The 12,465-nt window shown below is 70.3% G+C and carries 10 protein-coding genes; 6 read left to right on the top strand and 4 right to left on the bottom strand.

Translation table 11 applies throughout. The features are described 5' to 3' along the window. Positions 1–91 precede the first annotated feature (91 nt). Complete coding sequence (locus tag ACIRRA_RS18815; protein WP_402769345.1) at positions 92–1,042, bottom strand: LysR family transcriptional regulator; 951 nt, start codon at positions 1,040–1,042, stop codon at positions 92–94. 187 nt (positions 1,043–1,229) lie between these two features. Then, positions 1,230–2,738, bottom strand: coding sequence for an FAD-dependent oxidoreductase (locus tag ACIRRA_RS18810; RefSeq protein ID WP_402769342.1), 1,509 nt, complete (start codon positions 2,736–2,738; stop codon positions 1,230–1,232). A gap of 166 nt (positions 2,739–2,904) precedes the next feature. On the opposite strand from ACIRRA_RS18810, the gene ACIRRA_RS18805 reads away from it, so the two are divergent. The 5 genes from ACIRRA_RS18805 to xylB all read left to right on the top strand — a co-directional run bounded on the left by ACIRRA_RS18805 (position 2,905) and on the right by xylB (position 10,003). Beyond that, positions 2,905–5,295, top strand: coding sequence for a PEP-utilizing enzyme (locus ACIRRA_RS18805; RefSeq protein ID WP_402769339.1), 2,391 nt, complete (start codon positions 2,905–2,907; stop codon positions 5,293–5,295). Between the two features lie 168 nt (positions 5,296–5,463). Then, positions 5,464–6,378 carry a tyrosine-protein phosphatase gene (locus ACIRRA_RS18800; protein WP_402769336.1) on the top strand — a complete coding sequence of 305 codons (915 nt, stop codon included), beginning with the start codon at positions 5,464–5,466 and terminating at the stop codon, positions 6,376–6,378. Positions 6,379–6,475: 97 nt separating this feature from the next. After that, positions 6,476–7,483 (top strand): glycoside hydrolase family 172 protein, encoded by a 1,008-nt coding sequence (locus tag ACIRRA_RS18795; RefSeq protein ID WP_402769333.1) that lies wholly within the window; start codon positions 6,476–6,478, stop codon positions 7,481–7,483. A 103-nt stretch (positions 7,484–7,586) separates the two neighbouring features. Continuing rightward, complete coding sequence (locus tag ACIRRA_RS18790; RefSeq protein WP_402769330.1) at positions 7,587–8,597, top strand: zinc-dependent alcohol dehydrogenase family protein; 1,011 nt, start codon at positions 7,587–7,589, stop codon at positions 8,595–8,597. A 17-nt stretch (positions 8,598–8,614) separates the two neighbouring features. Next, positions 8,615–10,003 carry a xylulokinase gene (gene xylB, locus ACIRRA_RS18785; protein WP_402769327.1) on the top strand — a complete coding sequence of 463 codons (1,389 nt, stop codon included), beginning with the start codon at positions 8,615–8,617 and terminating at the stop codon, positions 10,001–10,003. Here xylB and ACIRRA_RS18780 read toward each other — a convergent pair. After that, the gene (locus ACIRRA_RS18780; RefSeq protein WP_357006278.1) at positions 9,994–10,164 is read right to left on the bottom strand and encodes a ribbon-helix-helix domain-containing protein; all 171 of its coding nucleotides are present in this window, start codon (positions 10,162–10,164) and stop codon (positions 9,994–9,996) included. The two genes, xylB and ACIRRA_RS18780, sit on opposite strands and share 10 nt — an antisense overlap. A gap of 211 nt (positions 10,165–10,375) precedes the next feature. Between ACIRRA_RS18780 and ACIRRA_RS18775 the strand changes: the two genes are divergently transcribed. Continuing rightward, positions 10,376–11,683, top strand: coding sequence for a bifunctional o-acetylhomoserine/o-acetylserine sulfhydrylase (locus ACIRRA_RS18775; protein WP_402769324.1), 1,308 nt, complete (start codon positions 10,376–10,378; stop codon positions 11,681–11,683). 4 nt (positions 11,684–11,687) lie between these two features. Here the strand turns inward: ACIRRA_RS18775 and ACIRRA_RS18770 are convergent, their stop codons facing one another. Next, the gene (locus tag ACIRRA_RS18770; protein WP_402769321.1) at positions 11,688–12,347 is read right to left on the bottom strand and encodes a TMEM175 family protein; all 660 of its coding nucleotides are present in this window, start codon (positions 12,345–12,347) and stop codon (positions 11,688–11,690) included. Positions 12,348–12,465: the final 118 nt, after the last annotated feature.

The raw sequence follows: 12,465 nt of genomic DNA, 5'->3' as shown, positions 1-12,465 counted from the left end.
GCGTCGACCGCCCACGCGGAAACACATTAGGGCGCAGGGGAAGCGGTGAGAAACAGCTATTTCCCAGCCATTGACAAGCTCCGGTTGTCGATCACAGGTGCTGCGGCAGGGTGCAGTCGTCGAGATCGGGTTGTTCCAGGCCCGCGACCAGGTCGGGGTTGGCGTCCCGAACGCGGCGCGCGATGTTCACGAACGACCGCACCAGCGGCGTCTCATGGTCCACGCGCCAGCCGACCGTCACCTCGTTGGGCGGGGCGTCGGCGACCGGCAGCACCCGGACCCGGGGAAAGGGCATCCACCGCGCCGACGCCACCGTCAGCACGACGCCGACCCCCACCGCGACCTTGTGCAGCTCCTCGAGCAGCGAACTCGACCGGGACACCACCGGGGCGGGCCGCCCGCCGCGGTGATCGTGCAACTCCCAGAAGGCATTCCACTCCGGATCGGTGGTGGCCGCCCCGAGCAGCGGCTCGTCGAGCAGATCCCGCACCCGCACCTCGGACAGTTCCGCCAGCCGGTGCGCGGCGGGGACCAGCGCCACCAGCGGCTCGGCGAACAGGGGCTCGAAGCGGATTCCGGCCGCGCGGAACGGGAGTCGCACGAAGGCCACGTCCACGGTGCCGTTCTCCAGTCCGGCCGCGGGCTCCTCGTAGGTGAACTGCCGCATGTCGACCGTCACCCCGGGATGCTGTTCACGGAAGGCCGCGAGGATCGGCTCGGTGAGGGTGAGCGCCGCGCCCTCCAGATACCCGAGCACCAGCTGATCCGACTCCCGCCGCTGCGCCACCCGCGCTCGCTCGACCGCCATTTCCAGTGTGGTCAAGGCGCTTCGGACACCTTCCAGCAGGGCCGCCCCCGCCGCGGTGAGCTCGACGCTGCGGGTGGTCCGCGTGAACAGCACCAGATCCAGCGCCTTCTCCAGCTGCCGGATCTGTGCGCTCAGCCCCTGCTGCGCCACATGCAACCGCTGCGCGGCACGCGTGAAGCTGAGCTCCTCCGCCACCGCCACGAAATACCGCAGCTGCCGCATGTGAATTTCCATAGCGAGCGAGTCTAGAACCTGTTCTCGTTAGCAAAACGGCCATCGGCCACCACAACACGCCTGGAGCGGCGGCACCCGAGCCCGACGGCCCAGGTCCGCGGCACGAGCCGCCGGCTATGCCGAAGGCCCGTTCGGGATCGACTTCGCACCGTGCTGCATCCCGTCGGATGCGGCCGACCGCCGTGGATCACGCGCGCCGGGCGGCCGCGGTGCCCGCGCGGCGGCCGAAGAAGGTGCCGTCGCCGAGTGAGGTGCCGGAGATGTAGCCGAAGCCGTGCAGGCCGTTGGCCGCTCGACCGGCGGCGTAGAGGCCCGGGATGGGGCGGCCGTCGAGGTCGAGGACGTGGCCGTCCAGATCGGTGTGGAGGCCGCCGAGGGTGAAGACGGACGCGCCGGTGCCACGGCGGTCACCGGCTTCCGACGGCGGGCGCACGCCGGCCTTGACGTCGATGGCGGCGAACGGCGGGGTCAGTTCGCGCAGCCAGCGGGGCGACTTGTGATGGTCGAGATCGGTTCCCTGCCGGGCGAATTCGTTGTAGCGGGTAATGGCAGCGGTCAGCGAGCCCGCCGGCAGGCCGGTCAGCTCTTCGAGTTCGGCGGTGGTCTCGGCGACGTGGGTGGGCCGCACACCCCAGCGCTGCGACTCCGGGACGTCCTCGAAGCCGTCCTCGTCGACGACGACCCAGACCGCGGTGTCGTCGCCCGCCCAGCTGCCGCCCATGTTCTGGCGGTAGAGCGCATGCTGGCCGATGCGGCCGGGATAGGTGTCCTCGTTGATGAAGCGGCGGCCGAGGGCATTGACCACCAGCCCCCGCGCGGCCAGCCCGGGAATGAGGGACATGCCGACCTGACCGGCGGACATGTGGCGCACGGCCGCGCCCAGCGCCTGGGCCATGCGGATACCGGAACCGTCGTCGGTGCCCGCGCTGACCTTGGTGTGGCCCAGCAGTTGCGGCGCGTGGGCGGCGAGCATGTCGTCGTTGTCGACGAAACCGCCTGTGGTGAGCACGATTCCGCGAAGGGCACGGATGGTGATCTCCTTGCCGTACTGCCGCGCGACCGCTCCGACCACGACACCGTCGCCGTCCACGATCAGGGTGCCGACGTGGGTGTCGAACAGTGCGGTGGCGCCGGCGGATTCGGCCGCGCCGGCCAGGCACTCCATGAGCAGCTTGCCGCCGAAGTCATTGGCGGTGGGCCGGTGCCCGCGCGGGGCCGGATACGCCAGTTCCGTGAAGGGCCAGCTGTTCTCACCCAGCCACATGAGCCCGTCGTCGGTGGGCGGCACCCAGGTGGGGGCGTCCCACATGGTCGGCTTGAACGGCACGCCGCGGTCGACCAGCCAGTGGAAGTGCTCGACGCTGCCCGCGCAGTACTCGTCGATCTTGGCCGCGTCCGCGCCCGCGCCGAGCGCCGCCTTCAGGAAGGCCGCCATCGCCTCGGGGGTGTCGTCGTAGCCGCAGCCCACCTGGATCGGGGTGCCGCCGCCCAGATAGATCTCGCCGCCCGACATCGCCGACGCGCCGCCCGAACCGCCGGACCGGTCCGCCACCAGCACCCGGGCGCCGGTGTAAGCGGCCTCGTAGGCCGCCGAGGCGCCCGCCGCGCCGTACCCGACGACCAGCACATCGGTCTCGATGTCGTAGTGGCTCACCTCGCCGGCCGCCCGCGGCGTGACCGGATTCCGCACTGTCATGCCTCGACGGTGCCCGCTCCGACCACCGTCACTTAGCGCCCCATCTTGCTGAGCGATTCACCGATCCCGTTGACCGGGACTGTGACCGGTCACCACCCGCCGCACTGGGGATGGTGTGTGAACGGCGTCACTGTGGTTGGGGATGCCTGCACGAGGAGGAGAGTCAATGCGGATTCTGGTCACCGGTGTCACCGAGCCGAGCGGCCGTGCCGTGGCGCGCATGCTGCTGGCGGCCGGCCACGAGGTGGTCGGCCTGGACCGGCAGCAGCACCGCTACGTGGACCCGCGGGTCGAGGTGATCGTCGGCGACCTGTCCGACGCCCAGGTCTGCGCGCGGGCCGTGGCCGGGGTGGACGCGATCGTGCACCTGGCGGGTCCCGCGGTGGCGGCAATCGCCCAGGCGGCGCAGAACTCCGGTGCGCGCCTCGTGGTTCCCGTTGCGGCGGGCGGCGATTCGAGCGTCGAGAAGATCGTGACCGGCTCCGGCGCGGACGCGCTCATCGTGCGCACCGCGCTGGTGACCGGCCGGCGCATCGACCGCGGCAGCTGGCGCGCGCTGGAGACCCTGACCGGTGGCGGCAAGGGCAGCATCCAGGTGCTGCACTACGACGACCTGGAGCGCTTCCTGGTGCTGGCGGCGCTGTCGCAGCGTGGCGGCGTGGTCGAGCTGGCCGCGCCCGGCAACGTGTCGAGCGCCGAGGTGAAGCGCATCCTCGCCGACGCGGGCGCGAAATACGGTGCGTGGCTGCCGAAGTCGTCGGCACCGCAGACCCCGGTGGACGCGAGCGCCGCCCGCGAGGACTGGGGCTTCCGCTACGGCTGGACCGCCACCGAGGTGATCGCCGACGTGGCGCGCGGCCTGCACGGCCGCAAGAGCGGCGGCTCCGGCATCCGCGATCGCCGCGGCGCGATTCCGCTGCCCACCCACGTGGTGCCCCAGAACGCCCCGACCTCCGACGGCTACGCGCTGAAATCGGCTGCGCCCGAAGGCCTGCAGGGCGAATTCGACGACATGGTCGACGACCGCATCCCGGTCTACACCGCCACCAACACCTCCGAGGCGCTGCCCGGCCCGCTCACCCCGCTGACCATCGATCTGCAGGCGGGCGCCATCCGGCTCGGCAACGAGGCCATGGGCCACATGATCGCCATCGAGGGAATCGCGCTGGAGCACTGGGTATCCCGCGTGACCAGCGTGCTCGGCCACAGCGTGTACATCAACGCCTCCATCGGCGTCTTCTCCGCGCAGAACATGCCCGGCTGGGACGAGGAGAGCGTGCGCCGCGACGTCTACGGCACCATCGGCGATGTCGAACTGCACCCCAAGGGCCGTCCGGCCATGCCGACCGGCCTGGCCGCCCGCGCCGGCACCTTCAAGGCCATGGGCCGGGTCGCGGCCACCGCCCTCGGCTACAGCAAGACCGCCGAGCACATCAATGCCGCCTCGCACGCGGAAGCGCTGACCCGCGACCAGATCTCGGAGCTCACCGACGAGCAGCTGCACGCCCGCGCCCTGCTCTGGCGCGACCGCCTCAATCAGGCGTGGCAGGCGGCCTCCATCGGCGTCATGATGACCGGTGCGGCCACCGCCGCCCACAAGGGCGAGGTCAAGATCGACCTGAACCGCCTGGAGTCGGCCAAGACCATGCTCGCCGTCGAGCGGCTGGCGGCCCTGTGCCGCAAGGACGCCGGACTGCAGGCGCTGGCCAAGACCGGTGACGTGGCCGCCGCCCGCGAGAAGTCGCCGGAGTTCTCGCAGGCCCTCGACCAGGAGCTGGCCCGGATCGGCCACCGTGGCCCGGGCGAGTGCGAACTCATCAACGCCACCTTCGGCGACCGCCCCGAGCTGCTGGTCACCGCCGCCGGGCGGGCCGCGGAAATGCCCGCGCCGCACCGCGAACCGGTGCCGGAGCCGACCAGCCGCACCGCAAAGATGGCCGTCGGCGCGACCGTCTACCGCGAGCGCGCCCGCGACGCCGTCGTGCGGGTCACCAACTGCCTGCGCCTGGCCACCCAGGAGCGGGCCGCGCGCCTGGTGCACGCGGGCAAGCTCACCGAGATCGAGGATTCGGCGTTCCTGAACCTCGACGAAATCCTCTGGGCTCCGGCCGATCTGCAGGAGCGGGTGGCACGCCGCCGCGCCGAGCGCACCCGATTCCAGGCCATCCGGATGCCCGATGTGGTCGACGGCCCGTGGGAGCCGGAGGAGATCTCCGGCGCGATCGCGGTGGGCGACACCATCTCCGGCCTGGGCGTGAGCCCCGGCGTGGTGGAGGGCACCGTCAAGCGCGTGCTGACCCTCGACGACGACATCGAGCCGGGCGACATCCTGGTGGCCGCGGTCACCGACACCGGCCACACCGCCATGTTCGGCTACGCGGGCGCGGTGGTCACCGATATCGGCGGCTCGGCCTCGCACGCCGCCATCGTGGCCCGCGAGTTCGGCGTCCCCTGCGTCGTCGACACCAAGACCGCCAGCACGGCGCTCCAGGACGGCCAGCGCGTCCGGGTCGACGGCGCCGCCGGGACCATCACGCTGCTGGCCGACGCGGAATAGCCCGGCCGGCAACCGAACCGTGCCTCGGGCGCGCTCCCGCGCCCGCGCCCGAGGCCGGTCGGTCATGCCCGGACCCGCGCGCCCCGCGCCGTATCCGGCAGCCGGGCGCGCGTCAGAAGCCCGGACCGGGACACCCCACCCCTGGTCCGTGACCGAAAGGAACCCCTAGTGACGATCTCGCGCGCCGTACGCGGCACTCTCACCGGTGTAGCCGCCGCGCTCATCGCCATCACCCCGATCGCCGTCACCCCGGCGCTGGCGGCGCCCGTCCCGGTGCTACAGACGCCCAAGGGCGCGTCGCTGGACCTACCGTCCGCACCGAATGCCCGGGACCTGAGCGGCATCCCGACCCAGGGCGGCGACGGCAAGGTCAAGGATGGTTCGGTCTTCCGCTCCGACGCGCTGAACAAGCTGAGCGACGCCGAGCAGCAGCAGCTGGTGTCGGCGGGCATCGTCGAGATCATCGACTTCCGCAGCCCGACCGAGCGCGGCCAGAACCCGGACAAGCTGCCGGCCTCCATCCCGGAGAAGTCGATGCCGGTCTACGACCCGAACAACGACTTCTACCTGTTCTTCGCCAAGGCCGTGCAGGGCGGCCCGGCCGTGCAGCAGCAGCTGCTCGGTGACGGCAAGGGCCATCAGTACATGGTCGACTACTACAAGTGGATGGTCACCGACCCGACCGCGCGCTCGCAGTTCAGCGCCGCGGTCAAGGAGATCGCCAATGCCAACGGCCCGGTGCTGTTCCACTGCACCGCCGGTAAGGACCGCACCGGCTGGATGTCGGCCATCCTGCTGAGCGCCCTGGGCGCGCCGAAGGGCCAGATCTACAACAACTACCTGGCGTCCAACGACAACCTGGCCGCGTCGAACAAGGCCACGCTGGACGGCCTGGTCGCCAAGGGCCTGGTCACCGATCCGTCGCTGTTCGAGCCGGTGCTCGGCGTGGACCGCGACTACCTGGACGCCTCCTTCGACGCCGTCCAGCAGAGCTTCGGCTCCTTCGACAACTTCCTGTCGCAGGGCCTGGGCATCGACGACGCGACCGTCGCCGCGCTGAAGTCCAAACTGGTCGGTAAGTAAGCAGTTCCGGAATGCCGGCGCCGTGTGGGACGGCGTCGGCATTCGCTTGTCCGCTACATGTCCGCTTCATATTCGTGATCGACATGCGAAAATTCGCATGGTGCACGAGATCTGGCAGCTGGACGGGCGGCGCACCCGCTCGGTGAGCGCGGAGAACCCCACCGGCGAGGCCGGCGGGGGCGGGCGCGCCATCTCCGGAACCGGGGCATTCGCGGCCGCGGGGCTGGGACGCGGGTGGAAGGTGTCGCCGTCCATCGATCTGCCGCCCGGCGAAACCGCCACGCTCGCCGACCTTTCCGGGCCCGGCGTGATCCGGCACGTGTGGCTCACCACCGATCGCGCGCTGCTGCGCGACTTCACCCTCCAGATGTATTGGGACGGTTCACCCGAACCGGGCGTCGCGGTGCCGCTGGGCGACTTCTTCTGCAACGGCTGGAATCAGCTGGCGCTGATCAATTCCGCCATGGTGGTGGTCGCGCCCGCCGGCGGGCTGAACAGCTACTGGCCCATGCCCTTCCACGCTCACGCGCTCATCACCCTGCACAACGGGTCCGAGCGGGCGGCGCCGGTGTACTACCAGATCACCTATCTGGAGGAGGAGTTACCCGGCGCCGCCGGGTATCTGCACGCCCGGTGGCGCTGCTCCGATCCGCTGGGTACCCCGGCGGAACATCCGATCGTCGAGATCGACGGCGGTCCCGGACGGTATGCCGGAACGTATCTGGCCGTGCAGCCGCGGGCGGCGGGCTGGTGGGGCGAGGGCGAGCTGAAGTTCTATCTCGACGACGACACCGAATTCCCCACCCTGTGCGGGACCGGCACAGAGGACTATTTCGGCGGGGCCTGGAATTTCGACCTCGACGGCGCTTATCGCCCCTACTCCACCCCCTATCTGGGCATGCCGCAGGTGTTGCCGCCACATCGAATCTACGAACCGCACCAGCGATTCGGCATGTACCGCTGGCACATTCCCGACCCCATCTGTTTCGACCACGGCCTGCGCGCCACCGTGCAGGCGCTGGGCTGGCGCGAGGACGGCCACTACCTACCGCTGGACCAGGCGCATGTGGCCTCCACCGCCTTCTGGTATCACGCCCTCCCCTGATCCCCCGCGTGTCGCCGTAACGATTGCGGGAAAACAGAAAGATTGCGATTGCTATTGCGTAAAACGCGTCGGGCGGGTGGCACGCGGGTGCATGGTTATTGCTATGCGCGCTTTGGTGGTCGAGAAGCCCGGACAGTTCTCGGTCGAATCCGTGCCCGATCCGACACCGGGCACCGGTGAGGTGGTGATCCGGGTGGATGCGGTCGGGATATGCGGTACCGATATCCATATCGTGGAGGGCGAATTCCCGCCCACGCCCTATCCGATCGTGCCGGGCCACGAATTCGCCGGGGAGGTGGTGGCGCTCGGCGCGGACGCGGCCGGGGTGCGGGCCGGTGACCGGGTGGCGGTCGATCCCTCGCTGTTCTGCGGGCGCTGCCACTACTGCGCGATCGGGCGCGGCAATCTCTGCGAGAACTGGGGCGCCATCGGCGACACCGTGGACGGCGCCATGGCCGAGTACGTGAAAGTGCCCGCCGCCAACTGTTATCGGCTGCCCGGGCATGTGCCGCCCGCGCACGGCGCACTGGTGGAACCACTCTCGTGCGCGGTGCACGGATTCGATGTGCTGCCACGGCGACTCGGGTCGCACTACCTGATCTACGGCGCGGGCACCATGGGGCTGCTCATGCTGCAGCTGGCCATCGCAGCGGGCGCGGCGTCGGTATCGATGGTGGACACCAATGCCGACCGGCTGGCCATCGCGCGCACACTCGGCGCCGACGCGGCCACCGTGTCCGCCGAGCACATGGACCGGCCCGAGGGCTGGGAGATCGTGATCGATTGCAGCGGAACGGTGGCCGCAATCGAGGACGGGCTGTCCCGGGTGCGGCGCGGCGGCACCTACCAACAGTTCGGGGTGGCCCCGGCGGCCGCGCGGGCGAGCATCTCGCCGTTCCGCATCTACAACGACGAGATCACCATCGTCGGATCCATGGCCGTGCTGCACAGTTTCGGGCGGGCCGTGGACCTGCTCGGCGAGGGCGTCATCGACGCCGACACCGTGATCACCCACGACTTCGCGCTCGACGAATTCGGCGACGCCCTGCGAACCTTCCGCGCGGGCACCGGACGCAAGATCCAGCTGCACCCCGGACGGGCGGCGGCACGATAGAGGGTGGTGGCTGGCCAATGACGGTCGTTGCCGGAGTGGACTCGTCGACTCAGTCCTGCAAGATCGTGGTGTGCGATGCCGATACCGGAACGATATTGCGGCACCGCCAGATTCCGCACTACGACGGGACCGAGGTGCCGCCGCTCATGTGGTGGGAGGCGCTACGGGCGGCCTGTGATCGCATGATGCGCGATGTGGAGGCCATCGCGGTGGCCGGGCAGCAGCACGGGCTGGTGGCGCTGGACGCGGCGGGGCATCCGGTGCGGGATGCGTTGCTATGGAACGACACCCGGTCCGCGGAGGCGGCAGCACAGCTGGTGGACGAGCTGGGCGGGCCGCAGGCGTGGGCGGACGCGGTGGGGAGTGTGCCGCTGGCCGCGCACACGGTGGCCAAGCTGCGCTGGTTCGCCGATCACGAACCCGAGCTGGCCGACCGGACGGTCCGGGTCCTGCTGCCACACGACTATCTGACCTGGCAGCTGCGCGGCGGTGATCCGGCCACCGAGCCGACCACCGATCGGGGTGACGCCTCCGGCACCGGGTACTGGTCACCGGCCGCGGGCGCCTACCGGCCGGACCTGCTGGCGCTGGCCTTCCGCGGCCGCAGTCCCGCGCTGCCGCGGGTGCTGGCGCCCGCCGAGATCGCCGGGCACACGCCGGGCGGGCGGCTGGTAGCGGCCGGCACCGGCGACAATGCCGCCGCCGCACTGGGTTTGGGCATCGGGGACGGGGACGTGGTGGTCTCGCTCGGGACCAGCGGAACCGTCTTCACCCGCGCCGCGCACCCCAGCGCCGATCCCTCCGGCGCGGTGAACGGGTTCGCCGACGCCACCGGGGCGTTCCTGCCGCTGGTGTGCACGCTCAATGCCGCCCGGGTGCTGGACGCGACCGCGGTGCTGCTGGGCACCGATGTGTCCGGCCTGGAGGTGCTGGCCGCGCAGTCGCCCGCGGGCGCGGACGGTCTCACCCTGCTCCCCTATCTCGCGGGTGAGCGGACCCCGAATCTGCCGTATGCCACCGGCAGCCTGCACGGCCTGCGATCGCACACCATGCGTCCGCACCATCTGGCCCGCGCCGCCATCGAGGGCATGCTCTGCAATATCGCCGAGGCCCTGGACCGCCTGCCGACGGTGCCGCGTCGAATCCTGTTGATCGGCGGGGCATCCCGCTCCCGGCTCATCGCGCACGCCGCCGCCACCATCTTCGGCCGCACCGTCACAGTGCCCAACCCGAGCGAATACGTCGCCCTCGGCGCGGCCCGCCAGGCCGCCTGGGCCCTGCGCGGCGGTCCCCGCCCACCCCGCTGGCCCACCCCTGTGGGCACCGAATTCCATGCACTGGCAGTGGGAATCGGCGCCGCTATTCGCCAGCGCTACACCGAGATACGGGACACCTACTACCCGTAGACGACCGGGCCATCGGACAGATAGTCGTCCCAGGTCTTGTGCCGGGTGATGTAGTTCCGGATGGCGTCCCGGGCAATGTCGTGTTTCGACCGCCCTTCCATCGCCGCCTGCGCACTCAGCGCAGCTTCTTCGTCCTCGCTGAGCCGCAAAGTCCATGCCACCGCGAATTCATATCACCCTCGCGCAACCCTGTCTGCCGAACGGTTGACCAGTTGGCAACCATCACATGACCGGGGAGGCTCCGGCGCTGGTCCGGGAGCCGCGGTTGCGCTCACGGCGAGCGTAACCATCGTCGACCCGGGTGGCCGAGTCGTAGCTTCACGCGGGTACGACGACCGAGCCGAGCTCCCCGCCGACCCACCGGAGGCCCCGATGACCGCATCCGCGCTGCCCGAAGACCCCACCGCCGCCTGGAGTTTCGAGACCAAGCAGATCCACGTGGGGCAGGCGCCCGACGGCGCGACCGGCGCCCGCGCGCTGCCGATCTACCAGACCACCTCCTACGCCTTCCGCGACACCGCGCACGCCGCCGCGCTGTTCGGGCTGGCCGAACCGGGCAATATCTACACCCGCATCATGAATCCCACCCAGGACGCCGTGGAGCAGCGGATCGCGGCGCTGGAGGGCGGTGTGGCCGCGCTGCTGCTGGCGTCGGGTCAGGCGGCGGAGACCTTCGCGATCCTGAACCTCGCGGGCGCCGGGGACCACATCGTGTCCAGCCCGCGGCTGTACGGCGGCACCTACAACCTGTTCCGGTACACCCTGCCGCGGCTGGGCATCGAGGTGAGCTTCGTCGAGGATCCGGACGACCTCGACCAGTGGCGGGCGGCAATCCGCCCGAACACCAAGGCTTTCTACGGGGAGACGGTGTCCAACCCGCAGAACCATATTCTCGACATTCCCGGCATCGCGGAGGTCGCGCACGGTTCCGGGGTCCCGCTCATCGTCGACAACACCGTCGCCACCCCGTATCTCATCCAGCCGTTCGCCCACGGCGCGGACATCATCGTGCACTCGGCGACGAAGTACCTGGGCGGGCACGGCGCGGCCATCGCGGGCGTGATCGTCGACGGCGGCACCTTCGATTGGCGCAGTGGACGTTTCCCCGGATTCACCGAGCCCGACTCGAGCTACCACGGTGTGGTCTACGCCGATCTCGGCGCACCCGCCTACGCGCTCAAGGCGCGAGTGCAGCTGCTGCGTGATCTGGGCTCGGCCATCTCGCCGTTCAACGCCTTCCTCATCAGCCAGGGCCTGGAGACCCTCAGCCTGCGCCTCGAACGGCATGTCGGCAATGCCCGGGCGGTGGCCGAATTCCTCACCGAGCGACCCGAGGTCACGGCGGTCTCGTATGCGGGCCTGCCGTCATCACCGTGGTACGAACGCGGAAAGCAGCTGGCCCCCAAGGGCGTCGGCGCCATCATCGGCTTCGAGCTGGCCGGCGGGATCGACGCGGGCAAGCGCTTCGTCGAAGCCCTCACCCTGCACAGCCACGTCGCCAATATCGGCGACGTCCGCTCCCTCGTCATCCACCCCGCCTCCACCACCCACTCCCAGCTGACCCCCGAGGAGCAGCTCGCGGCGGGCGTCACTCCCGGCCTGGTCCGTCTGGCCGTGGGGATCGAGGGCATCGACGACATCCTCGCCGATCTACGCTCCGGATTCGCCGCCGCGCAGTAGCCCCTCAGAAACGATCGAGCGGGCGAATCGGCGGGGAGACAGCCGAATTCACCTGGAGGGCGATTGTCAGGCCGATGCTCAGGTAGGTGCTGATCGGGCAGAGGGCCACCGCCGCCGCATACAGCAGCTGCACGATGCCGATGCGGCGGCGGATGGCCGTCAGGTCTTCGGGCGCGGTGTGCTCGGCGAGCAGACCGGCGCGGCGCGCGTAGCGGAGCGCGGCGAGCTGGACCAGGCCCAGGTACAGCAGGTCGGCCCAGTACACCAGCAGGGCCAGGCGGGACTGGGGGAAGGCGGCCAGCAGTGCGGTGGCGAAGGGAACCAGGCAGATTCCGAACAGGAACATGAGGTGGATCCAGGTCAGCGAGCGGTCCGCCCGGTCCATGAGGTTGAGCTGGGTCTGCTGGCCGATCCAGAACATGCCGAGGGTGAGGAACCCGAGCAGGCAGATGAGGAACTGCGGACCCACGTGGGTCAGGGCATGCCAGACCGGTTGCTCGTCGGAGACCGCGCCCGCGCTCCACAGCGAGCGCTCGTGCCACGCCTCGCCCGCGGGCACGTGCAGATCCAGCACCAGCAATGTCATTGCCACGGCGAAGATTCCGTCGCTGAGCGCCCCGAGGCGGCCGAGGTCCTGCGCCGCGATGCGGTGATACCGAGCCATCCACCTGCCCTTCCCCGCCGGACCCTAGATGATTGATTCCAGGGGGTGGGCGGCCCACTGCGCGGGCCGTCCATCCGGTGATCAGTGGTCATAGGCGGTCAGTGAGCGGTGGACTGGG

Origin of the sequence: Nocardia sp. NPDC101769 (assembly GCF_044766925.1) — a bacterium.
Taxonomy (GTDB): domain Bacteria; phylum Actinomycetota; class Actinomycetes; order Mycobacteriales; family Mycobacteriaceae; genus Nocardia.
Note: the sequence above shows the minus strand (reverse complement) of the source record. Positions and strands in the feature narration are given on the sequence as shown.